This is a genomic window from Candidatus Ryanbacteria bacterium CG10_big_fil_rev_8_21_14_0_10_43_42, from assembly GCA_002793915.1.
Taxonomy (GTDB): domain Bacteria; phylum Patescibacteriota; class Minisyncoccia; order Ryanbacterales; family 2-02-FULL-48-12; genus 1-14-0-10-43-42.
Map to the genome: position 1 here is coordinate 3,737 of PFEF01000005.1, position 23,683 is coordinate 27,419.

General features: G+C 44.5%; 28 protein-coding genes and 2 tRNA genes. 11 read left to right on the forward strand and 19 right to left on the reverse strand.

All coding sequences use genetic code 11. The features are described from left to right. The first annotated feature begins 161 nt into the window (after positions 1-161). The 4 genes from COU90_01475 (at position 162) to COU90_01490 (ending at position 2,680) form a co-directional block, all read left to right on the forward strand. Positions 162-437: an acylphosphatase gene (locus COU90_01475; protein ID PJE64495.1), complete on the forward strand. Its 276-nt coding sequence runs from the start codon at positions 162-164 to the stop codon at positions 435-437. Further along, positions 373-1,146, forward strand: a complete 774-nt coding sequence (gene uppS, locus COU90_01480) for a di-trans,poly-cis-decaprenylcistransferase (GenBank protein PJE64496.1) — start codon at positions 373-375, stop codon at positions 1,144-1,146. The genes COU90_01475 and uppS overlap by 65 nt, the downstream gene beginning before the upstream one ends. A gap of 164 nt (positions 1,147-1,310) precedes the next feature. After that, positions 1,311-1,565, forward strand: a complete 255-nt coding sequence (locus COU90_01485; protein PJE64497.1) for a hypothetical protein — start codon at positions 1,311-1,313, stop codon at positions 1,563-1,565. Positions 1,566-2,098: 533 nt separating this feature from the next. After that, the gene (locus COU90_01490) at positions 2,099-2,680 is read left to right on the forward strand and encodes an adenylyl cyclase (protein ID PJE64498.1); all 582 of its coding nucleotides are present in this window, start codon (positions 2,099-2,101) and stop codon (positions 2,678-2,680) included. A 3-nt stretch (positions 2,681-2,683) separates the two neighbouring features. On the opposite strand, the gene COU90_01495 is transcribed toward COU90_01490, so the two are convergent. From COU90_01495 to COU90_01540, 10 genes are all read right to left on the reverse strand, one after another. Continuing rightward, positions 2,684-2,758 (reverse strand) — tRNA-Gly (locus tag COU90_01495). A gap of 183 nt (positions 2,759-2,941) precedes the next feature. Next, a tRNA-Leu gene (locus tag COU90_01500) sits at positions 2,942-3,023 on the reverse strand. A 41-nt stretch (positions 3,024-3,064) separates the two neighbouring features. Continuing rightward, a complete protein-coding gene (locus tag COU90_01505; protein ID PJE64499.1) occupies positions 3,065-3,451 on the reverse strand; it encodes a hypothetical protein in 387 nt (128 codons plus the stop codon). Positions 3,452-3,528: 77 nt separating this feature from the next. Then, entirely contained in the window at positions 3,529-3,909 is a 381-nt protein-coding gene (locus COU90_01510) for a hypothetical protein (GenBank protein PJE64500.1), read from the reverse strand. A 50-nt stretch (positions 3,910-3,959) separates the two neighbouring features. Continuing rightward, positions 3,960-4,319 carry a hypothetical protein gene (locus COU90_01515; protein PJE64501.1) on the reverse strand — a complete coding sequence of 120 codons (360 nt, stop codon included), beginning with the start codon at positions 4,317-4,319 and terminating at the stop codon, positions 3,960-3,962. 208 nt (positions 4,320-4,527) lie between these two features. Further along, a complete protein-coding gene (locus tag COU90_01520) occupies positions 4,528-4,923 on the reverse strand; it encodes a hypothetical protein (protein ID PJE64502.1) in 396 nt (131 codons plus the stop codon). 33 nt (positions 4,924-4,956) lie between these two features. Further along, positions 4,957-5,352 carry a hypothetical protein gene (locus COU90_01525; GenBank protein PJE64503.1) on the reverse strand — a complete coding sequence of 132 codons (396 nt, stop codon included), beginning with the start codon at positions 5,350-5,352 and terminating at the stop codon, positions 4,957-4,959. A 23-nt stretch (positions 5,353-5,375) separates the two neighbouring features. Further along, a complete protein-coding gene (locus tag COU90_01530; protein ID PJE64504.1) occupies positions 5,376-5,672 on the reverse strand; it encodes a hypothetical protein in 297 nt (98 codons plus the stop codon). Next, positions 5,672-5,989, reverse strand: a complete 318-nt coding sequence (locus tag COU90_01535; GenBank protein ID PJE64505.1) for a hypothetical protein — start codon at positions 5,987-5,989, stop codon at positions 5,672-5,674. The genes COU90_01530 and COU90_01535 overlap by 1 nt, the downstream gene beginning before the upstream one ends. Then, positions 5,986-6,423, reverse strand: coding sequence for a hypothetical protein (locus tag COU90_01540; protein ID PJE64506.1), 438 nt, complete (start codon positions 6,421-6,423; stop codon positions 5,986-5,988). The genes COU90_01535 and COU90_01540 overlap by 4 nt, the downstream gene beginning before the upstream one ends. A gap of 118 nt (positions 6,424-6,541) precedes the next feature. On the opposite strand from COU90_01540, the gene COU90_01545 reads away from it, so the two are divergent. Next, complete coding sequence (locus COU90_01545; GenBank protein ID PJE64507.1) at positions 6,542-8,977, forward strand: hypothetical protein; 2,436 nt, start codon at positions 6,542-6,544, stop codon at positions 8,975-8,977. A gap of 72 nt (positions 8,978-9,049) precedes the next feature. On the opposite strand, the gene COU90_01550 is transcribed toward COU90_01545, so the two are convergent. The 4 genes from COU90_01550 to COU90_01565 all read right to left on the reverse strand — a co-directional run bounded on the left by COU90_01550 (position 9,050) and on the right by COU90_01565 (position 12,721). Continuing rightward, on the reverse strand, positions 9,050-9,610 hold the full coding sequence (locus COU90_01550; GenBank protein PJE64508.1) for a hypothetical protein: 561 nt from the start codon (positions 9,608-9,610) through the stop codon (positions 9,050-9,052). A gap of 65 nt (positions 9,611-9,675) precedes the next feature. Beyond that, entirely contained in the window at positions 9,676-10,842 is a 1,167-nt protein-coding gene (locus tag COU90_01555) for a hypothetical protein (GenBank protein ID PJE64509.1), read from the reverse strand. Positions 10,843-10,859: 17 nt separating this feature from the next. Next, positions 10,860-12,170 carry a hypothetical protein gene (locus tag COU90_01560; GenBank protein ID PJE64510.1) on the reverse strand — a complete coding sequence of 437 codons (1,311 nt, stop codon included), beginning with the start codon at positions 12,168-12,170 and terminating at the stop codon, positions 10,860-10,862. 8 nt (positions 12,171-12,178) lie between these two features. Continuing rightward, positions 12,179-12,721 (reverse strand): hypothetical protein, encoded by a 543-nt coding sequence (locus COU90_01565; GenBank protein PJE64511.1) that lies wholly within the window; start codon positions 12,719-12,721, stop codon positions 12,179-12,181. A 71-nt stretch (positions 12,722-12,792) separates the two neighbouring features. On the opposite strand from COU90_01565, the gene COU90_01570 reads away from it, so the two are divergent. Continuing rightward, positions 12,793-13,017 (forward strand): hypothetical protein, encoded by a 225-nt coding sequence (locus COU90_01570; protein PJE64512.1) that lies wholly within the window; start codon positions 12,793-12,795, stop codon positions 13,015-13,017. Positions 13,018-13,156: 139 nt separating this feature from the next. Here the strand turns inward: COU90_01570 and COU90_01575 are convergent, their stop codons facing one another. The 3 genes from COU90_01575 to COU90_01585 are packed head-to-tail and all read right to left on the reverse strand — an operon-like array spanning position 13,157 to position 16,538. Continuing rightward, positions 13,157-15,598, reverse strand: coding sequence for a DNA gyrase subunit A (locus tag COU90_01575; GenBank protein PJE64513.1), 2,442 nt, complete (start codon positions 15,596-15,598; stop codon positions 13,157-13,159). Positions 15,599-15,624: 26 nt separating this feature from the next. Further along, positions 15,625-15,876, reverse strand: a complete 252-nt coding sequence (locus COU90_01580; protein PJE64514.1) for a hypothetical protein — start codon at positions 15,874-15,876, stop codon at positions 15,625-15,627. A gap of 50 nt (positions 15,877-15,926) precedes the next feature. Beyond that, on the reverse strand, positions 15,927-16,538 hold the full coding sequence (locus COU90_01585; GenBank protein PJE64515.1) for a hypothetical protein: 612 nt from the start codon (positions 16,536-16,538) through the stop codon (positions 15,927-15,929). A 96-nt stretch (positions 16,539-16,634) separates the two neighbouring features. On the opposite strand from COU90_01585, the gene COU90_01590 reads away from it, so the two are divergent. From COU90_01590 to COU90_01600, 3 genes are all read left to right on the forward strand, one after another. Continuing rightward, complete coding sequence (locus COU90_01590; protein ID PJE64516.1) at positions 16,635-17,015, forward strand: hypothetical protein; 381 nt, start codon at positions 16,635-16,637, stop codon at positions 17,013-17,015. Positions 17,016-17,087: 72 nt separating this feature from the next. Then, positions 17,088-18,347, forward strand: coding sequence for a 30S ribosomal protein S1 (locus COU90_01595; protein PJE64517.1), 1,260 nt, complete (start codon positions 17,088-17,090; stop codon positions 18,345-18,347). A gap of 68 nt (positions 18,348-18,415) precedes the next feature. After that, positions 18,416-18,691 (forward strand): hypothetical protein, encoded by a 276-nt coding sequence (locus tag COU90_01600; GenBank protein PJE64518.1) that lies wholly within the window; start codon positions 18,416-18,418, stop codon positions 18,689-18,691. 2 nt (positions 18,692-18,693) lie between these two features. Here the strand turns inward: COU90_01600 and COU90_01605 are convergent, their stop codons facing one another. Both COU90_01605 and COU90_01610 read right to left on the reverse strand, forming a co-directional pair. Next, positions 18,694-20,769, reverse strand: coding sequence for a hypothetical protein (locus COU90_01605; GenBank protein PJE64519.1), 2,076 nt, complete (start codon positions 20,767-20,769; stop codon positions 18,694-18,696). Between the two features lie 169 nt (positions 20,770-20,938). Next, the gene (locus COU90_01610; GenBank protein ID PJE64520.1) at positions 20,939-21,544 is read right to left on the reverse strand and encodes an aminoacyl-tRNA hydrolase; all 606 of its coding nucleotides are present in this window, start codon (positions 21,542-21,544) and stop codon (positions 20,939-20,941) included. Between the two features lie 65 nt (positions 21,545-21,609). Between COU90_01610 and lepB the strand changes: the two genes are divergently transcribed. Further along, entirely contained in the window at positions 21,610-22,263 is a 654-nt protein-coding gene (gene lepB / locus COU90_01615; protein PJE64521.1) for a signal peptidase I, read from the forward strand. Positions 22,264-22,302: 39 nt separating this feature from the next. Further along, positions 22,303-23,643: a histidine--tRNA ligase gene (locus COU90_01620; protein ID PJE64522.1), complete on the forward strand. Its 1,341-nt coding sequence runs from the start codon at positions 22,303-22,305 to the stop codon at positions 23,641-23,643. Positions 23,644-23,683: the final 40 nt, after the last annotated feature.

Genomic DNA, 23,683 nt, shown 5'->3' on the forward strand with positions numbered 1-23,683 from the left:
GCTACAACGCGCTCCGCGCGTGGGAATTGTCAGCGATTTTGGAAATAGGTTCGAGCGTGGTAAAATAGAGGCACCAACGCAAAACACCCTTCGGAGGGTGTTTTTATGTGTTTGCTTTGAAAGTGACCTTTTCCCCGAACGTGTGTTATATTAGTACTCATATGCAAAAACAAATGACCTGTACCGTTTCTGGGCGGGTTCAGATGGTAATGTACCGCGATTTTACCTGCCGGCGGGCTCGCGCACTCGGGCTCACCGGATGGGTTAAAAATAACGATGATGGTACGGTAACCGTTGTGGCGGAAGGAGAAGAAGATGTTTTACGGGAACTGCTCTCCTTCCTTCATAGCGGATCTATGCTTTCGCGCGTAGATGATGTACGTTCAGCGTGGAAAGAGCCCTCCGGCTCTTTTTCCTCGTTTTCCATCGTTTATTAGCTTTTTATTTATGGAAAAGAGAAACGTACCAAAATGTGTAGGGCTTATAATTGACGGCAACCGAAGATGGGCACGCGCACAAGACCTCCCGGCATTTGAAGGACATCGCAAAGGATATGAAAAATTAAAAGATGCGGTCAGGTGGGCGAAGGATGCAGGCGTGAAGAATGTGATTGTATATGTATTTTCTTCCCAAAACTGGAACCGTGCCGAAGAAGAAATTTCCTATCTTATGAAGCTTATTAGGCGTCTTTTAATGGAAGATGCGGAGGAGTTTAAGAAGGAAGAAGTGCGTCTGCGTATTATCGGCGATCGCACGCGGCCTTCGAGAGATATTATGGAAACGGCGCGAAAACTTGAAGAAGAAACAAGACATTTTACGGCATGCACCCTTGCTCTTGCATTTTCGTACGGCGGGCGCGAAGAAATTACGGATGCGGTGAACCGTATAGTGGCGGAGAAGGAATCGTTTGGCGGGCGGGCAATAACCGAAAAAGATATAGCGGAGCGTTTATGGACGGCGGATATCCCTGATCCGGACCTAATAATCCGTACCAGCGGAGAGAAGCGACTTTCCAATTTTCTTCCCTGGCAGTCGGTGTATAGTGAGCTCTTTTTTGTATCCAAGCACTGGCCGGCATTTACGAAGGAGGATTTTTTAGGAGTTCTGGATGAATTTGCCGGTAGAGAACGTCGGTATGGGAAATAATAGTTTATTATTATGAGCGAGTTACTGTATGACGTTAGAATCTCTTTGGAGGAGTTAGGAAAAGTGTTTTTAGTGCCTGTATTTGTAAATTAACGTTGAACTAACTGTGGACAAGTACATAAATGCACGCTATTCTGGCATAAGATTTGCAAATAGGAGGTTCTATGTCAGATAAGAAATATCGTCTCCAAATAGATTTCGGCGAGGAAGCATACCATGAGCTGTGTGATTTGGAACAACAACTCGGTGCTCATTCTAAATCAGAAGTAATCAGAGATGCTCTTGGTGTGTTGTGGTGGGTAAATGATGAGATACGAGATAAGAACAAGATTCTTGTTGAGAAACGTAAACAAGAAGGGCAAGAACAAGCCGAAGTAAAGGAAGTCGTTTTTCATTTTATTAAAAAACCTTCCACCTAAACCCAAAAGACAATTCCCCCTCTTTATTAGAGGTTCTAATTCCCGCTATGGGTAGCGGGAATTTTTGTTGAGAAATAAGGGTTTATTATATGGAGCGAGTTACTGCATTACGTTAGAACCTTTGTGGAAGGACTTGGGAGGTTCATTTCTATACCTTTGTTTGCTCTGAATGGGTAAAAAGTGTTGAAATATAGGGATTTTCTGTGCATTCAGGATGGACAAGCGAAGAAATACATGCTAAAACAATGCCAAATTGGAGTACTCGTTGAAAAATGAATAAAGGAGGAGCTCATGAAGCATTTCATATGTCTTGAAGGCATAGACACATCACAATCTGTTTCAATTCTGGCTCTAAAGGCGGTACTACGGAAGCTCAAACGCCGCGTGGCTTGGCAGAGTATGAGGTATTAGATCTCTATAAAAATTGGGATGATGTTCCTGAAGATTTCCGTCCAAAGTAGAAATCTATATTCTTTAATCGGCTGATCAGATATTTCTGGTCAGTCGTTTTTTTTCATGCTATATTCATATGCATGAAGACGGAATACGAAGCCACATTTACGAATATAGATAAAGAATGGATGCGCTCAAAATTAAAAGAAAGTGGTGCAATTCTTGTGCGTCCGGAGTTTCTTCAAAGACGTGTTACTTTTAATTTGCCAAATGGGGTTATTATACAAGGTGGATGGCTGCGCGTACGAGACGAAGGAGATAAAATCACGCTTTCTCTCAAAGCAGTACACGGCGATGGAATTGAAAGCCAAAAAGAAATACTTCTTACAGTTGATGATTTTAATCAGGCGGCAGGGCTTTTGACCATTCTTGGCTGCAAGCAGAAATCATATCAGGAAACAAAACGAGAATTGTGGAAGATCGGCGCCGTGGAAATTACCATTGACGAATGGCCGTTTTTGGAACCGTTTGTGGAAGTGGAAGGATCATCTGAAGCAGAAGTGAAATCTACATCCGAGCTATTAGGGTTTGATTACAACGATGCATTGTTCTGCGCTGTCGGAACACTGTACAGCAAAAAATATGGAATAGAGGAAAGTATTATAAACAACAAAACGCCAAAGATTGTTTTTGATATGGAAAACCCGTTTCTTGCTACTTGATTCTTGAGCGGGTAAGGGGAGTCGAACCCCTATCTCATCCATGGCAAGGATGTATAATAGCCATTATACGATACCCGCAATCAGCTTTTGTGTGTCTTTTATAACATAGTTACCCCGCTTTTTCCAGTTATGAGTAAGATATATAACGGGATATCGCAGGGTATTTTATTTTCATACCGTGTTAGTGTTTTTGTACATTTGCACACCGCATATTTGGAGTAAATGACACACTACACAAAAATATCCGGGAGATATTTTGTGTGCCGGGGAGAGGACTCGAACCTCCACAGGTTTCCCTACCAGTTCCTAAGACTGGCGCGTCTACCAATTCCGCCACCCCGGCGTGTTACGCTAGCATATAGTTTTTATGCCGTCTTGTCTATATTATATGAAAGGGTCCAGGATGGGGCCGGGAATAGGGGAAGGTGTTTGCGAGCCAAACAGAGTGCCGGAGATAAGGCGTACAATCCCCCACATGCCGATCATTATAAAAAGAGCAATTATGCCCCAAAAGATGAGCTTCCTTCCTTGTTGTATTTGCTGTTCGTCACCTCCCGCGGATACATATCGGATAACGCCCCATATGAATATGACGGTGGCAAGTATCATAAGAACCGGAATGGTGCTGTCTAGAAAGGTGGTCATGCGGGTAAAAATATCTTTTATGGTAAGGTCTCCTCGGACGGTAGGGTTCGTTGTTTGCGCATATAAATTATAGGGAGATAGAAGTGTTGTTCCCAGAGAAGCTACTGCTGATACTATGTTTTTCATGTATATATTGTACCGTATTTGATATAAAGATAAAAATAAAAACCCGGCATGGCCGGGTTTTTATGCATCACGATCTTCTACTGTTGAGGTCCGAGTGGGATAGGTGTTGGATTGTCTGCTGATCCGCTAGGATTACCGCTGCCGAAAACAAAATCGAGCAAGATATTTACGAATCCCCAGATGGCAACCATAACGGCAAGAAAGATAATGCCCCAGATGATGTAACCGCGTGCTTCCTTTATCTTTTCCTCGTCGCCTCCGGCGGTAATGTATTTCACAATACCCCATAAAAAGAGGAACGTAGCAAGAAGAATAAGAAGAGTAATGAGGAAGTTAACAATATCGGTTACCGCCTGCAAGTTCTCCTCTATATGAGTTCCCGAAAACGTTTGCGCGGAAGCAAGAAAGGGAGCTGTCAGTAAAGAAAGAGGGGAAAGATATTTAAGTAATGTTGTCATTATGCTCTTTGAATATTAATTAATAATACGAAAAGTTCGACCTGTATTGGTTACTGATTTGGTCCCAAGGGAATATCGGTAAAGCTGTCAGCCCCTTGTCCAAAGATAAAATCGAGAATAAGGTTTACGAATCCCCAAACGGCAACCATAACGGCAAGAAAGATAATGCCCCACACAATCATCCCGCGGGCTTCTTTTCGTTTTTCTTCATCGCCACTTGCCAGGATGTAGCGCACAATACCCAAAAGGAAGAGGAATGTGGCAAGAAGAATAAGGAAACTTATCAGGATGTTGATAATATCGGAAGCGTCTGCAAGGAGATCTTCAATATTCACATTTACCTGCGCAAGGGCGATAAAAGGAAAAAGAAGAGATCCTGCCGCAATGCCGTAACGTAAACGATGTATCATGACAAGAAAATTATATTAATAATGTCTGCCCGCGGATAAAGCAGGCAACCTGCTTGTTTGAGTAAGAATTGCATGTATGGTGCATACAATAATGACCTTTGAAAAGTACATATAAATGTATCGTAATAGTATCATGAGCCAAATAGTGTCTACAATACGCAAGAAAGGAATGTTGGGGATAGTTTTCTCCAGTGAAAATTTTCGTTCATTACGGAAGGGCGCCTTTATCAAGGCGCGGGCCGGGAGGAATTACATCATTATTATTAATGGCATTTGGGTCATCGAATACAAAGTTAAGAAGAAGCGCAACAAATCCCCAGATGGCAACCATCACAGCAAGAAAGATAATACCCCATACGATAAACTTTCGTGCTTCGGCAATTTGGTCTTGGTCTCCATGTGCCGATATGTACCGCACGATGCCCCACATAAATACCGCCGTTGCTAGAAGTACAAAAAAAACGATACTGGCATTGATAAAATCAGCAACGTCAACGAGAACGTCCCCAATATCAATGTTACCCTGGGCTGATGCAAAAAACGGCAGGGATAATATGCTGTACATAACGGCTATGGGTGAGATGTATGCGTAGTGTTTGAACATAATGATAATTATGAATAAAGGACAGTACTTATATTAGGGTAGTCTGTCAATTAATGCGTTCGTATTTCCTTCGGGACCCATTGGTATGGTGGTGAAATCATCTGCTTCTTTGTTAAAAAAGAAATCGAGCAAGATATTGACGAATCCCCAAACGGCAACCATAACGGCAAGAAGGATAATGCCCCATACGATAAACTTTCGCGCTTCGGTGCGCTCGTTTTCATCTCCTCCGGCGGCAATATAGCGAACAATACCCCAGAGAAAAAGGAATGTGGCGCCTAAGATGGCGAGGGATATAAGGATGTTGAAAAGAATGGAAAAAGAATCAAGAACATTGAAAATATCATCTCCCGAAAACTGCGCGAGTACCGCTCCGGGAACGGCAAGAAAAGAAAGGGAAGGCAGGATGTAGTGTAGAAATGTTTTCATGTTTTGTGCGGTGCTGATATTGTCTATATGGGCTGTACGATATCTATGGGAATGGTTGGTGCCGGATCAAGGCCTGATCCGAAAACGAATCCGAAAAGCAGTGCAACAAGTCCCCATACGGCGGTAACGACGGCAAGAGAGACGATGCCCCAGACAATAAATCTTCGTGCTTCAGCGATTTGGTCTTCATTTCCGCCGGCAGTGAGGTAGCGGACAATACCCCACATAAATACCGCCGTTGCCGTTACCATTAAAAGAGGAATAACGATATTATTTAGAAGAAGCGCAATATTATGCAGTATGGCATCTATAGTAAGCATTATAATGCACTGAAGAAGTTAGAAATAACGAGCATGATGGCGCCGGTGCCAAACATAATAAACATACCGACAATGCCCCAAATGATATAGCGTTTTCCCGTTGCCTGCGCTTCCTCGCTGTCAGCGCCCGCAATAAACCGGATGAGACCTATAATGAATACTACGGTAGCGAGTACAAACAAAAATACAATGGCCGGTAATATGGCCTCATTCCATAGTTTTTTAATGATATCACCAAGCGTAGGGCTTGCCGGAATCTGTGCATGCGCCGAAGGGATGCCAAATAATAATTCCATGTAGGAAAGAATAATACTCATGGTACGCTAAGATTTTTAGCAAAGTTTACGATGGCCGTTGCGATAGCAAAGGCACCGATAACAATGACACCGCCGATAAGTGCCCAATAGAAAGTTGTTTTTGCCTGTTGGAGTTTTTGTTCATTTCCGCCGGACGTAACAAACAAGAACCCGGCGTAAATAAGAAAAATGGCAACGAGAGGAATGCCTATAGCAATAACGGCATTTGCGATTGCTTGTACGAGTTCGCCGAATGTTTTTGCGGCGATGGGATTGCTAATACCAAGCCCTCCGGTGGGTCCGGCAGGTGGCGGCGGTGTGGGTGTGGGTGAAGGAGGTGGTGGAGGAGGTGGTGGAAGTGATTGCGTATTCCCTGATAAGGGCAGGGTGAGTGCAAACAGGGCGAGAAGCATTGCGCGCTTTTTTGCAAAACGGATTACGGATGAAATAGTCATGTAATTATAATACTACAGAAAAAGAAACTGCTATAGAGGATTATCCACAGAACAGAGAAAGTATAGCGGAATTCTATAGTATAATGAAAAGCATTATAAGATATTAACTATTGTAACCATGATACGCGCGCGCTTTTCCTTTATGCACATACTTTTTTCTGTCGTATTTGGCGTGGGAGGTATGCTGGCGTTATTTTTTACATTCACGTATGCACAGTCATCAGCGTGTCATCTTTTGAATTCAAGCAATCCGGTTCCGCAGGGATATGGTGCCGCATATAATTCATTTTCAACAGGAAGAGAGCTTATTGCCGAGACGTTCTGTGACAATAATACCGTATCTGTTGTGGTAGGACAAAATGAAGATCAAAGTACGGTGGCGGTATGGAAACAGGGGTGGAAATGGAACGGATCGTCGTGGTCGGAGATAACACTTTCCGGAACGCCGTTCACGGAAGATAGTAACTGGATTTTAGGAACGGGGCGCGTATTTATTCCGAGCAGTTCTTTTTCGGAAGGAGTACATGCGGTGGCGGTATTCGCCTGTGTTCTTGAGGGGGGTAATTGGCAATGCGGGTGTCGCGATAACTCTTGCGGTACCAGTAATTGGATGCTTCAGCAATTTGCTGTTTCCTCAACACTTCCTCCGTCACCGAGCGGATGTATAGGCGCACCGCAGGGAGTGTGCGATGCGTACGATAACGGAACGGCAACGGGTACATACTGCAAAGACGGAAATACCCGTACCGTAACGGGGGATCCGGATTATGTATTTTGGGCCGCAAACAACACTATTTACCATCGTCTTTCCGCGCATGTCTTTATTGAGGTGTCTACGGGAGAATGGGATGCCGGACAAGCGGTATGCGAATCGGTGGAAAGCGCGCTTGATGTTGGCGGCGGCGGACAGTCATGTATAGGCGCACCGCAAGGAGTGTGCGATGCGTATTTAAATGAAACGGCCACCGGTACATACTGCAAAAATGGCATAATGAGTACCGTAACAGGGACGCCCGAATATGTATATTGGGGTGCAAATAATACTATTTATCACCGCATGGCACACAATGTATTTGCCGATGTTCCCCAAGCAGATTGGGACGTATACGAGACAGCATGTCAGGCAGGTACGACGCCAAACGGGTGCACGGGCGCGCCACAAGGAGTATGTACGGCATATATTAATGAATCGGCAACGGGCACGTATTGCAATGACGGCGTGGAAAGTACCGTGACGGGAGATCCGGATTATGTATATTGGGGTGGGAACGATACCATTTATCATCGTCTTTACGATAGGGTTTTTAATACGATTTCAAAAAGCGAATGGGACGGCACGAAAGCTATTTGTGCGGCGGAAGAATCGATTGCCAACTCGATAGTGCAGTGTAAGGGCGCGCCTCAAGGAGTGTGTGATGCGTATACAAACGGCATAGCAACGGGTACATACTGTAAAGACGGAAATACCCGTACCGTAACGGGAGATCCGGATTATGTATTTTGGGCGGGGAATAATACTATTTATTATCGTCTGGGGACTGGTTCATTCGTACCGATTTCAGAGGCGGACTGGAATGCCGGACAGGCGGCATGCGGGAATGAATCGGTGCCACGGTGCATAGGCGCGCCTCAAGGAGTGTGTGATGCGTATACAAATGGTACAGCAACAGGCACGTATTGTACGGATGCAAGTACCCGTACCGTAACGGGAGATCCGGATTATGTATTTTGGGGTGGGAACGATACTATTTACTACCGGCTTGCCGAAGGAGTATTCATACCCGTACCGCGTTCCGAATGGGATGCCGGGCAGAGTGCCTGTGAGGCAATGGAAAGCCAGCTTTCTTTGGGTACCGCATGCGTAGGCGCTCCGCAGGAATTGTGTACAGCATACAATAATGGAACGGCAACGGGTAATTATTGTGCGCATGGCATAATGAGTACGGTTGCGGGAGACCCTGATTATGCATACTGGGGTCCTACCGATACTATTTATTACCGTCTTGCTCATAACGTTTTTGTTCCGGTGGCGCGCAATGAATGGGACGCATATGAACAAGCATGCCTTCTTGGTATTAATAATGAAAACAGATGTGAGGGAGCATCAAGTTTTGTGTGTGACACCTATAAGGAGGGTATCGCTACAGGAACATATTGTCGGTATGGTGCGGAAAGTACCGTAACGGGAGATCCGGATTATGTATATGACGGTTTTTCCGACACTATTCACTATCGTTTGTGGGATGGTGTGTTTGAAACAGTGTTGAGTCCTAGTTGGGCGGCGGGACAAGCGGTATGTGCGTTGGAAGAGTCGGTGCGGAATACCTATACAACATGTACGGGCGCGCCGCAAGGGGTATGTAATGCGTATAATAACGGAACGGCAACGGGTACATACTGCAAAGACGGAAATACCCGTACCGTAACGGGGGATCCGGATTATGTATTTTGGGGCGGGAACGATACCATTTACTACCGGCTTGATAAAGGATCTTTTGCGGAAATACCCCGTGCTACCTGGGATGCATTTCAAACACAATGCGATAGTATGTAATTGCACATAATACAGACAAAAATCCGTTATTTATATAACGGATTTTTGTTTAGGCACCATTTATGGTGTGTCTCAAAGGGGAGTTCCGGTGGGACAAAAACTTAATCCCAGTTCTTTGCCGATGTATTTATCATTGACGCTTTGTGGGACACGGACGGAAATTTTTAATGTACATGCCTGTTGTGGTGTAATATCCAGAAGCATAAGCAGGTCACGTTCCATTTCAGCACGTACAAAAGGGATATTGGAGCCGTTGTTTATGCTTACGGTAAAGCTTGTATCCGGCGGGTAATACAAAAGCGTATACGAAGTTTGTTCGTCGTGGAGAAATACAATATGTTCTTCGGTGATTATGATCGTGGGATCCGTATAAAAATTATGTACGGACATTGGCTCACCGGACCAGTCGTTAACGGTGAACGTATCTCCCGTAGGTAAGGGGGGTGCGGTAATATTTCCGTCCCCGGTATTCGATCCCGGTATTGTTCCGGGAACGGGAAGCCCGTTTTGACCGGGATTAATTATGACGTCCGGAGGCGTCACGGATGTACGAAAAAAGAACGCGTATATACCGAAACCAGTAATACTGACTACGACTATAACTATAACAATAAGTAAATGGCGAATATTCATAAATGTACTGTACTATAAATCATGATTTTAAAAAATGACGTATAAGTAAATGATAAAAGATGTAATTATAATAGATTACAGTCGCCGGCGGTTGACCAATCTTTCCAGGTATTCCCCGCTTCCGCATATACCTGACATGCTGCCTTAATGTTTGATTTGGCATTTTTTGCCGCAACAACACAGCTTGTATAGAGGCTTTGGTTTACAATGACATACTTGCCTCCGCTCAACTGAAATGCGGATGGACAATTGAGTCCTGCCACTGAATGAACAGCTATATTGATTTGAAACAGTCCGATGGAGAAAGGGCAATTATTGGGTGGATAAGGCGCGGGGCATCCGCCTCCGGTGGCGCGGTCCACCGTGCTTTCTCTCGTCGGGTTACCCGCGCTTTCAGCGCCACATATCTGCGATGCTTGGTTTGCCACGGATGCAAAGCATGAGGAAGGAGAAGAAAGAGCGGAGACAGAGCACGGTCCGATGCTTACCGGACTGCATGTTCCCCCTCCCGCCGCCGGACAGTTATCTCCCGGATTATTATCTTGGCACGTTGTCCATACTTTGCCGTATGTCGCGTTCTCGGTACATACTTGAGAGCCGCTTGCCGGTCCGCAACCCATAAAATTACATGCCTGGGTATCTCCCAAATTTTCCGTACAAATCTCAAAGCATGCTGTGTCCCATATACCGTTTAAACACGCTTGTGTACCAGCACCTCCGGAGGTGGTTGTGCACGCACGCGTTGGTGTAGCTGTCGGGTCGCATGCTTCCGCGCCTCCTCCCCCTCCTCCGCCGCCCGTAAATGCTGGAACGATACGTGCCTGACAGGTAGGAAAATCGTTCCAGGGAAGACCGCCTCCGAAGTTTTTAAATCCGATTGTGGAAAGAAGAGTGCTGATAATAACCCATGCGGCAAATGCAATGAGAATACCGATAATTGTGTTGTATAGAGCGGCTTTTCCGGTTTCGAGTTGTCCGGGGTTTCCGCGGGATGTAAGAAGGAGTATACCGCCTATAAGAAGGGATATAACGGCTACCGGAAGAATAAACTTAAAGAGGATAAAATCGATAATATTCTTGACGAGTACATATAAGTCGCATAAATCGCATGCTTTTGTATCCCCGCAGGGAACAAGACCGCCACTTTGCGCATGTGCCATGTCACCCAATAATACGCCGCCTAATCCGAAAAGGAGAACAATAATAAAGAGAGTTGTAAGGATGCGGCGCATAGTTATGGTGTGTATTATTATTTTCTATCGTCGAGTAAGGTTGTAAGGCGTGCATGCGCTTCCGTTGCCGCGGTGTGCGGTTCGCGCCCGGCCAAAACGGCTTGTATCATATTTGTAAAAATGGTATCGGTTTCTTTTTCATGCGGATCATACCAGGTACGCGCCCGACGCGCCTCTTCATACATAATCGAAAAAATAGAATTTTCATGTCCGCGAGCAAGTACTGATCTTCGCACCGGCGCCATGCCAAAATTGGCGGCTATAAAGGGCGCTATGTCTTCCGAAGCAAAAAATTTAGCAACTTGCCACGCCTCTTCCTGGTTGGTTGATGTTCGGGATACCACGAATCCTTCCGTGCGTCCGTATCCCATACGAAGAGGGGCATCCGTATATTGAGGTACTAACGCTACCCCTATATTTACATGCACATTTGCTTTCATAATATCCGTAAGGTCACTGGCACGACCGACAAACATGGCGAGATCTTCGCGTGCAAAAGCCGATACGGGATTGGAGAATGTGCTATTCCAGCTGTAGGATGTTTTTTCTCTCTTGCCAAAATCCGTATAGAATCGAAGAGCCGATTCCGTAGGAGAAACATTAATGGAGTTTATGATGCGGCTTTCTCCCAGCGTGACATCTTTTGTTGCCGGATCAACAATAGCAGTGCCTCCCTGTAGAATAAGCAAGCTCATAATATCTTTTGCGTGTGGGATATTACGCGCAAGACCCATGGCGGATCCTGCACGCGTGATATTATCGCCCCCATTTTTTTTGGTAAGACGGATGCTTTGAATAAGAAATTCATCCCACGTGGTGGGCGGCAAGGACAGCGCCTCTCCGGCAAATAAATCTTTATTCCAAAATAGCACGAGAGGATCAATGGCGAGAGGAATGCCGAGGATGAGGCCATTTTGAAAAAATATATCACCGGCGGCTTCAATGTTTGTTTCTTCAAATTCTCTTTGAGTCATGTAAACGGAGGGTACCGGTGTTATCTTGTCTCGCATACGATGAAGCATGGTGTCGGGAATAAGCCACATATCAGGACCCGTGTCTATAGCAAGAGCGTTGATGAGATCATTTTCGAATGTATCCGAACTTTTTTCAACGTAGGAAATTTTAATACTTGAATACTCCCGTTCGAATAAATCAATACTATCTTTCATGACGGAGTACGGATGTATGCCCCATATGGTAAGGAATGTTTTTCTATTTGTATTGCGAATACCGGGGATAATACCAAGTAAAATAAGTACCACGACAAAAATAATGGCAATGGTGCCGATATAAATGGCAAGCTGGAGTTTGCTAGTTTCTTTATTCATAGCATTGCTTATTTACCGCCATCCGTTTTTTTAAATAACATACCATAGTGATGTGATCCGGCACTGAATTCTTTATCAAATACAAATCCTTCCTGTATCAGTAAATGTTCCACTTCCTTGCGGGGAACACGATATGGCAAAGGAGGCCCCGTATCCGATCCGCCTTCATCCCAATCGATAACGGCAGTATATCCGCGGGGTTTAAGTATGCGCCATGCCTCTTTAATAACAGCATTCTTTTTATCCGTCTGAAACAGTATATTAGCTATAAGAACAAAATCGATGGCGGTATCGGCAAGGCCGGAACCGCGTGGGCGTTCTACATCGGCACGGATTGATTCAATATGGTGGATACCGGCGGTTTCCGCTTGAGAGCGTACGGCTTCCAATGCTTCTGTTTGTACGTCAATGGCATATACGATTCCTCCGGGTCCTGTTAATTTTGCAAGCGAGAGCGCCCAGTGTCCGCCGCCGGTGCCAAAATCGGCAATATGCATGCCGGGCAAAATATTAAATGCTTTTGCAACAACGTCGGGGTGTAAAAATGCCATACGGATAGTATACCGCAGTACCGGGTAAGTGGTAAGTGGGTTCTATAAAGAATATGTGAATAGATGTATGAGTGTGGGGAAATAAAAACACCCCTATATGGGTGCAAACAAAGATAAACGCCCATATATTTTATGGGCGTCTAGATGCGGCAGGAAATGAGGTGGGGGTTATATGGGTGGAGGTCCTCCGCATAAGTAAAATTTTAAGTAAAGAACTTAAGGGTCAGCCCGTGGCTGGGCCGGTGAGTATTTCATCTGCCCTCCTCTTTAGGTTGATGTTTAGGTTGATGGGTTGATGAGATTAACGGGATATTAGCATAAGGCGTATTATGCGTCAAGCCCTTATGTTTTTTACTGTAAGTAACGGCAAGTAAAAAAATATTGTGAAATAATGCTTTTATTCCAATTAAAGTAATCAATCTTCTAAAAAAGGAATTAGAGAGTGGTGATGGACGCTATTTTATCATTTGTATCCATCTTCATGATGCGTACGCCTTGTGTGGACCTGCCGAGCGTGGATACGGTGGATAAGGTGGTGCGAATAACCTGTCCGTGCTGGGAGACAGCGATAAGATCTTCTTCATCGGTTGATATAATGCGCGCGGCAACGATAGGTCCGGTTTTCGCCGTTATGTTCATAGTCTTAATGCCGGATCCGCCGCGTCCTTGTATTTTATATTCTCCGATATTGGTTTTCTTTCCGAATCCGTTTTCCGCAACTACCAAAAGTTTCTGATTTTTTGCCGTTTTTGCTATTACGTCGGCTCCCACAACGTTATCATCTTTCTTTAGTTTAATACCGCGCACGCCCGCTGATGTGCGTCCCATGGTGCGCGTATCTCCTTCCTGAAAGCGGATACTCATCCCTCCCTTGGTAACAAGAATAACGTCATCGCTTTTATGCAGTGTATGCACCCACCCGAGCGCATCGCCTGCTCCCAGTTTAATGGCAATAATACCGGATCTTCGGACATCGGTAAAAAATTTCGCTTCTATTTTTTTAACGATACCGCATCGGGTAATCATAATAAGAGAAAGTTCCGCAATATCTTTTTGGGCTTTTGGTATGGGCAGAATGGAAGTTATCTGCTCGGTGTCGGCAAGCATGAGAAAATTGGCTATGGATTTTCCCTTTGACGTGCGTCGTCCTTCGGGAATTTCATAGGAGTGAATCTGATATACTTTGCCCAGGGAGGTAAAGAATAAGAGATTATCATGTGTATGCACGGTAAGAAACTGATCCACAACGTCTTCTTCTTTTGTGGCCATGCCGATAGTGCCCTTTCCACCGCGTTTTTGCATACGATACTCCTGTGGATCAATGCGCTTAATGTAACCGCTTTTTGTAAGGATGATGGCCGCTTCCTCCTCCGGTACCATGTCTTCTATGGAAATGGATTTTGCGGCATGCGCTATTACGCGCGTGCGGCGCTCTTCGGGGAATGCTTTTTTCAGTTCCTCTGTTTCATTTTTAATGATGGCTAAAATCTTTTTCGGATCCTTTAAGATGCCCTTTAATTCGGCAATCAAGCGCAGTTTTTCGGCAAGTTCATCTTCTATTTTTTTACGTTCCAGTCCGGCGAGAGTTTGCAGACGCATTTCAAGAATGGCGCTTGCTTGTATGGTGGTAAGTGTGAAATTATTTATCAGATTTTTATGTGCTTCTTCTTTATCTTTCGATTTTCTGATTGTGGCTATTACCTTATCAATGTGGTCAAGGGCGATTTTAAGACCCTCCAGAATATGAGCGCGTTCTTCGGCTTTTGTAAGGTCAAAACGCGTGCGCCTTTCAATAACCACTTGCCGGTGCTTTATAAATTCTTCCAGTATTGTTTTGAGAGCGAGAACTTGAGGCTGTAGACCATCTATGAGTGCCAGGGTATTTACATGAAATACGCGCTCCAGATCAGTGTGCTTATAAAGAGCGTTAAGTACTTTTTGCGGAAAAGCGCCGTTTTTAAGGTCGATGGCTATACGCATACCGTCTTTATCAGATTCATCGCGCAGGTCACGAATACCCTCTATACGTTTTTGATTTACCAGGTCGGCAATTTTTTCCAGAAGCGTCGTTTTATTCACCTGATAGGGGATGGAGTTGATGATGATTTGGAATGATCCCTGTTTTGTTTCTGTTATTTCAGCTTCACCCCGTGTGAGAATACCGCCTCTGCCGGTTGCATAGGTTTGTCGGATGTCTTTTTTATTGAAAATAATACCTCCCGTAGGAAAGTCGGGACCTTTTACGAATTCCATTAAATCTTCCGTAGTGGCTTGGGGATTTTCTATTAGGTGTATGATGGCATTCGCGAGTTCCAGCATGTTGTGCGGTGGAATATTTGTTGCCATGCCAACGGCAATACCCAAAGAGCCATTGAGGAGTAATTGCGGTACAACAGTAGGAAGTACGACGGGTTCTTGTTTGGATCCGTCATAATTCGGACTAAACGGAACGGTATCTTTTTCAATATCGGCAAGCATAAGCTCGGCAATGCGCGCCATACGGCACTCGGTATACCTCATTGCCGCCGCTGAATCTCCATCAATACTGCCAAAATTACCCTGTCCTTCAATGAGCGGATAGCGAAACGAGAAATCTTGCGCCATGCGCACCAAAGAGTCGTATACGGCGGTATCTCCGTGCGGATGATATTTCCCCAGTACTTCTCCCACAACATTTGCCGATTTTCTGTATTTGGCAGAATGGGTAAGTCCCAGCTCATGCATGGCGTATAAAATACGGCGGTGTACGGGCTTTAGTCCGTCACGAACATCGGGGAGGGCGCGCATGACAATAACAGACATCGCATAATCCAAATACGATTCTTTCATTTCGGTGACAATTTCGCGTCCCTCGGTTCGTTCAATAATATCGTCCATAAAAAGTAATGGGAAGTATAATTATATTAATCGTAAAAATGTGTAATGGAATCATGAATCATTTCTCCCAAAAAAGAAAATGGGGAGGAAATATCGGCGGAAAAATCCTTAAACAAAATGGTTGGAGATGATTCTTTAATGGTAAGAGAATGTCTTGTAACGGCAAGCCACATACCGATAATGCTTGTCATGATCAGAGCAACGCTTATGAAAAGAATGCGTTTTCGTATATGTTTCGGCTTGTTTTGTACGCGAGCGATAAATGAAAAAAAATCCATAAGGGTTAACTTGTTTTTATAGTGAAATTGCTCAATGCCGATATGTTCGTTTATTTGCCGCCCTGCAAATAAACGAGCCGCATACCTTCCGTTGGCAGATCCTTTATTTTAAACGTGAACTTTTCCTCCGGCTTGGTTCCTTCTCCGAATTCTTTAATAAATGCATCGGGCGCGTCAAGAGGAAGAGAAAGTCCCGGAAGTGCATAATACATAGGAATAATAATACGCGGTTCAATTTGAGTTACAATAGTTGCCGCTTCCGATGCGGTAATGGAGTTACTTCCTCCGACAGGTACAAAGAGCACATCCGGTGTGCCGATAAAGGCGCGTATTTCATCAGATAGCTTTGCTGTGCCGATGGGTCCTAGATGACAAAGGCGCATCCCTTCCCATTCTATTGTATATAATGTGGCAAGTTCGCCCGCCATACCTTCTATGGTAATGCCTTTTACCTCATATTCTCCCGGATCAGTTATAAGAAATGGGTTTCCCGTGAGGGTATCCATGGTATTGTGTGCGGCATTTGCTTTGGTGGTAAGAGCCACATCTGCCTGAAACCGCGGGGGAGTAAGGCCTGTTTCTTTTGAAAAAGGATCAATCGCAAGAACCGTATCTCCCGATTGAATTTTAAAGCATGTCACGCCATAATAGGTGATTATCATTTTCGCATTGTAGCGTTTTATACATGCTTTGGATAGCTTGACAAATTTATAAATACAATATAGAGTATTGTAAAACTCATTGATGAGGAGGGTGTTATGGAAAGGGGTTTTAGGCCTTGGGAAGTGCCGTTTGTGATGTTGGCGGTTTTATACCTTATGTCGGAAGAAGGAGAGCAGGGACTTACTATCCATGAGATAATTGACCATGTTTACAGTATAAATGAAGGGAAGCGCAAGCTTTTTTATGGAACGGCACGAAATGCGCTTTTTCGTATGGAGCGCATGCGTTATGTCAAAATGACATGGGAGTTGAGAAAAACAAAAAGGGGCAACCGTCATATGTGGGAAGTGACCATTCTCCCCGCAGGGATGGATGCCCTCCAGGAAGAACTGAAAATGGTTGCTTCCCAGTTTAGCTTTGTCCTTGCTGTACGAAATGTTGATATGTTGAATATTCGCCGCCGTAAAGCGGCATAAGGGCCGGAACGTATTGCTCCGGTTTTTTTCTTGCATTTTTTTTAAATCTCCGTATACTGACGGATACATATTATGACTGAAGAACAAGCCCACAACAAGGACACGTCCCTTCATCGAGCACCGGAAGGAAGCGAAGAAAACGGCGGTACCGATCAGGCAACAGCTGTTTTGGATGATGCTGAGCACGCCGCTTCCCAGCGCCGGTTTATGGATGCCGTATATAAGATTATGCAACCTATTGCTGTGCCTAAAGTCGGCGAGCTCATGGATGGTGTAATAATTGCCCGTAAGGGGCCGTATGTTTATATTGATCTGGGTCCTTTCGGCACCGGTGTTATTTATGGTCGCGAGTACTATAATGCCCGTGATCTCATAAAGCCGCTCAAAACGGGAGATGCCGTAACTGCAAAGGTGGTGGAAATAGAAAATGAGGATGGATATGTTGAGCTTTCTCTGCGTGAGGCGGGACGGGATAAAATATGGCAAGAAGCTGAAGACCTCATGAAGAAGAAACAGCCGGTACCTATGAAGGTATTTGCGGCCAATAAGGGCGGACTTGTTATTTATTGGAACGGCGTACAGGGATTCCTTCCGGTATCACAGCTTACAGCAAAACATTATCCGCGTGTGGAAGGGGGTGATAAAGGACGCATTCTTTCCGAGCTTCAGAAATTTGTGGGCGGGTTTATGGACGTAACAATTCTTGATTATGACCCTAAAGAAGAAAAACTTATCTTCTCGGAGAAAAACGTGGAATCGGATGAACTGAAAGAAACATTATCTCATTATGAGGTGGGACAGGAGATCGAAGGAGAGGTGACGGGAGTTGTTGATTTTGGTGTATTTGTGAAAATAGAAGAAGGTCTTGAGGGACTTGCTCATATCTCTGAACTGGATTGGGGGCTTGTTGAAAACCCTTCCGATCTTTTTTCGGTGGGGGAGAACGTACGCGCTAAAATAATCAGTATTGAAGGCGGTAAAATTTCCCTTTCCATCAAGGCGTTAAAACATGATCCGTGGCAGGATTTTGCCGGTAAGCACGCGAAGGGTGATATTGTGGAAGGTCATGTTAAAAAGCTTGATAAGTTCGGCGCCTTTATTGAAATTCCCAAATTCTCTTTGAGTGGTCTGGTGCATATTTCCGAATTTGGTTCCGAAAAAGTTATGAACGAATCTTTGGAGGCGGGAAAAGATTATCATTTTCAAATTTTAAATTTAAACCCGGCAGACAGAAAACTATCTCTTAGTTTTGTCAAAGAAGGAGGTGAAGCAAGTACGAAGAAGGTCAAGAAAGAAGAAAAAGAAAAACCTGACACCGAGAAGGAAGAATAACGAAATAAAAACAAAAAGCAAAAAACAGCAGTTATCTTTAACAGCTGCTGTTTTTTTGGGAGGCATGTATGAATCGAGCGGAAGAGAAAGAGTTATTTGAATATGCGGTGGTGCGCTTCATTAAAAAGGCATCCCCCGTCGATATGCGCATTTTGTCTTGTATGATCAAAGAAGTATCGCTCAAGCATAATCATGAATGCATCATATGGGCGTGGCAAGAGAAGTGTGGCAAACTTAATATAAAAAACGATTACGGCGTTACGGAAAAGGTGCGTGATGAACAACGCCGCTATTATAGCTGTCCGCAGGAATGTTGCATCGCGTTTCTTCGCTTCATAAGATAATCTTATGAAGTTTTTTTATGCTGTAGCTCTTCCACCGCTTCCGCTAGCATTTGGCAGTAAAGATTCATACCAATCTGATTTACATGTCCGGATTGATTGCGTCCGAGTATGTTTCCCGCGCCACGAATATCTAAATCACGCATGGCTATGTCCTGCCCGGCGCCAAGATATTGTGTACGAAACAAGGCATCCAGACGCATAGAGGCCTTTTCTTTGAGATGTTTCGCCTGATAAAGAAAGTAGGCGTATGACTGCACGGAACTGCGCCCGATGCGTCCGCGAAGTTGATGCGCTTGGGAAAGTCCGATACGAGAGGCGTCTTCCACAATAAGTGTGTTCGCGTTTGAGATATCAATGCCGTTTTCAATAATGGTGGTGGCAAGAAGAATATCCGTTTTATGGTCGCGAAAGTCATGGATGGTGGAAATAATATCATCTTCTTTCATGCGTCCGTGTATGGTGCCGATACGGGCACGGGGAATCAGTTTTTGCAGAAACTCTTTTGTAGGACTTAATGTGCGAATACGGTTTGATAAAAAATATACTTGTCCTCCACGCTCCAGTTCCGCTTCAAGTGCCTGTGCAACGGTACGTTTTCCAAAAGGAAGGATGAATGTTTTTGGCGCTATGCGATCCGGCGGAGGCGTATGAATAGAGCTCATGGTGCGCAGGGATGAAAGGGCGAAATGGAGCGTGCGTGGTATGGGCGTTGCCGAAAGAGACAATACGTCCGTTCCCTCTCGCTTATTCTTCAGCTGTTCTTTTTGTTTCACGCCGAAGCGTTGTTCCTCATCTATAATAAGAAGACCTAATTGTCTGAACTCTATATCTTTTGAAAGGAGGCGGTGCGTACCTATAACAATATCAACCGTACCTGCTTGCAAGCGGCGCACAATATCACCCTGTTCTTTTTTCCCTTCTACACGGCTTAATCGTTCCACACAAACGGGGAATTCTGCAAAACGGCCGGAAAATGTTTCAAAATGTTGTTCGGCAAGAATGGTTGTGGGAGCTATTATAGCAACTTGCCTCTTGTTGAGAACTGAACGAAATGCGGCACGGAGTGCTACCTCTGTTTTTCCAAAACCGACATCCGCCAAAAGAAGATGATCCATGGGATGAGGAGATGCCATTTCCGAAAGAATACTCTCAATGGCGCGTATCTGATCGGGTGTTTCTATGTGTTCGAATCCGGCGGCGAGTTCTGCCTCCATAAGAGGAGTTGCGAGAGCGGGTGTTCGTTCGGCAAGCTCACGAGTTGCATACAAGGTAAGAAGATCTCGCGCGAATGCGATAATATCTTCCCGGACTTTTTTCTTTGTGCTGTACCATGTCGATCCTCCCAGGCGATGTATGGCTGGTGTACGGAATCCAACATAGGGGGTTATTTTTTTTATCATATCCTCCGGCACTAATAGTATATCCGGAGGCGCATTTGCTCCCTTTGGTCGCGCATATTCGATTTGAAGATACGACGCATGCGCATTATTCGCGGGTATTTCCGGCGTCACGGAAGGATTTATCGGCACGGCACTCTTTTTTGTATTTTCTGGCGGCGGTATTGGGGCGACAGGTTTACTATCTCTTTGGATAATTCCCTTAAAAATTCCTACGCCATGATCCACATGCACAACAAAATCACCGGGGCGAAGAGATCCCAATGAGCATTTCTCAAGAAGTTTCTTTTGTGATGCGTCAAGTTCCGCTACGGGTACCGGCGGCGGTATGGCTTCAATTTCTTCCACCGTATTTCCCAAAAAATCTATACGGTACGGTGTTTTCGTATTAATGGGAAATATGCGCACCTCACCTCCCATAACCGTACACTCACCAGGATATGTAAGCATATGTACTTTTTCGTAGCCAAGATCGTTTATAGTGCGGAGAAATTCGGATATTTTAAGGGGGGTATTTTTTGTGATAAGAGTCGTATGTGTGCGCCAGAAAGGGTTTAATGTGCGCGCATGCCGTATGGCTTTGGTATTTTTTCCAAACCAAACAACGGACTTTTCCAAAAGATGGGGGTGTAGTCCGGCTATAAGAAGTTCCTGTAATTTATCTGCCTTTTTCGGTGGCACATTGTTTTATATACTATAGAAATAAATAGCAAACAAGGGGGGTACTGTGGAACTGAAAAAAAACATCCCTACGCGGTCTTTTGAAGCATGGGCGGAGGGTAGTAGTATTATCGGTTTGGTTGCTTTCAGGTTCGTGCTCCTTGGTATTATAGGCATTGCCGTTGTCGCGTTATTTTTCTGAATGCACGGCATTCATTGCCTTTGAGAGTCCGTAACAGAGCACCGCTTCCACGGCAGAAGCGGCTTTTTTTACCCCCTTTTTCAGCACCGTTTTTTCTGCGGGAGACAAAGGGCCTGTCACTATCTTATGAACAATTGCTTTGCTTTGTGATTTTTTAATGTCGCTTGCTTTTGCAATACCAATGCGTATGCGCGTAAATTCCTTTGTTTTAAGGGAACGTACAATGGATTCAATCCCTTTGTGTCCGGCGGTACCGCGATTAAACATTATTTTTACGGTTCCGAGAGGCAGATCCAAATCATCGTGCACCACAATAACACGTTCTGTGATTTGTTTTTTAGACGGAATTTTAAGCGCCGTTGTTGTACGCCCGGAATTATTCATAAATGTTTCGGGAAGTAAGAGGAGTACGGGTTTTTTTGCAATATACCCCTCTGAAACAAGTGCTTGTAGTTTTTTTTCTTCTTTGAACGAAGAGAAATTATTATCATGTGCTAAAAGTTCCAGTGCCGCCCGCCCGGCATTATGCCGTGTGTCTGCGTATTCCGCTCCCGGGTTGCCGAGCCCCAAAATATATATTGGTTTTTTGTTCATGTATTCATTATGCACGACCGGTACTCATTTTAACAATAAAGCGAATCCTTGATTTTTACTGAAATATGGGGTATTATTGTCTTTATAGAATAAAAAATATGCAAGAAACACAGGAAAAAAAATCAACACATAAAGAAGATGAAGATATAGCGATTACAAAAAACGAGACGAAAGACAAGCACCGATCTTTTAAGGAAGAAGTTTTTGATCTCTTTAAAGTTATCGTTATTTCTCTCGTTATCGTACTTCCCATTCGGTTGTATGTAGCTCAACCCTTTATTGTACGCGGCGCTTCTATGGAGCCAAATTTCTCAAATGGGGAATATCTCATCGTTGATGAAATTTCTTATCGCTTACATGAGCCGAGGCGCGGGGACGTTATCGTGTTTCGATATCCGGAAGATCCTTCGCAATTTTTTATAAAACGCATTATTGGCCTTCCGGAAGATACGGTAATCATTAAAAGTGGGACGGTTACCATTCAAAATGATAATTATCCTAATGGATTATCTCTCGATGAAACATATATCCCTTCGGAAACACGCACCGTACCGGACGGAGAAATCACGGTGGGCAAGGATGAATATTTCGTATTGGGAGATAATCGTGAATTTAGTTCCGATTCCCGAAGATGGGGAATGCTTAACGAGGAATTTCTTGTGGGACGCGCATGGCTTCGGCTGTGGCCCCTTCTTAATATTGGGGTAATCGGAGAGTAAGGTGTTAGTAATGTTATAAGTTTAATTGAGTATACCAGTATGCCGGCAAAAAGAATTCCAAAAGAACAGATACAAACTCCCAAAGGAACACGGGATATTCTGGCTCAAGATGCGCCTTATTTTGAGCGCGTTATTCAGGTAGCAGAAGAGATTACGCGTTTTTACGGTTTTATGCTTATTCAGACACCGCATTTTGAAAAAACAGAAATCTTTGAACGCACACTTGGCGAAGCGAGTGATATTGTCGAAAAGGAAATGTATAATTTTCGCACGCGGGGCGGAGATCATCTTACTTTGCGCCCGGAAGCAACGGCGGGTATTGCGCGGGCGTACATTCAGCATGGCATGGGATCGTGGCCGCAACCGGTAAAGATTTATACGCACGGATCTTTTTTTCGGCATGAGCGTCCTCAACGAGGCCGCTTTCGGGAACTAAGACAATTTGACTGGGAGATATTAGGGGAAGATGATCCTATTACTGATTCCCTTGTTATTCGTATCATGTATACGGTTCTTGTTGAGCTCGGGTTTAAAAATATCGCTGTTCAGATTAACAGCATCGGGGACACCGAATCACGCGCAGTATACAGAAAAGAGCTTGTTGCTTTTTATCGGAAAAATGTAAATACTCTTTGCAAAGACTGTAAGCGTCGTTTGAAGGAAAATCCTCTTCGTTTGCTTGATTGCAAGGAGCATACCTGCATCGAACTTCGGGAAGATGCGCCGCAAATAATTAAATATCTGGGAGATGCGTCCAAAAAACGTTTTAAATGCCTGCTCGAATTTTTGGAGGAAGGAGATATTTCTTATTTTATCAATCCGTATTTGGTGCGCGGATTGGATTATTATACCGATACGGTATTTGAGATATTTGTTAATTGCGAGGATGCATCCGGTATTATGGAACAGGAAAATACAGATGGGAATAAGCCGACGCCGCTCGCACTTGGAGGGGGTGGCCGATATGATGGCCTTATGAAAATATTGGGAGGAAAACCCACGCCGGGAGTGGGTGCCGCATTGGGTATTGATCGGATAGTAATGGAAATGAAAGAACAGGGACTTAAAGCCGCCGAAGAAGTTCGTCCGCATGTGTTTCTCGTGCAGTTAGGACCTTCCGCAAAGCGTAAATCATTCGGACTCATGGAAGAATTTCGTAAGGCGCATATCCCTATAATGGAATCGGTGGGAAAAGATTCTATTAAAAGTCAGCTTAAAATTGCGGATAAGGTGGAGGCGGATTACACGCTTATTTTGGGGCAAAAAGAAGCATTGGATGGCACGGTCATTGTGCGTGAAATGACTACGGGCGTTCAGGAGACGGTACGGATGGCGGACGTGGTACAGAATGTTAAAGACAAGCTAAAAAAGAAGCGCTAGGGTTTCCTAACTCAATCAGTGCCTTTTGTGGTACAACATA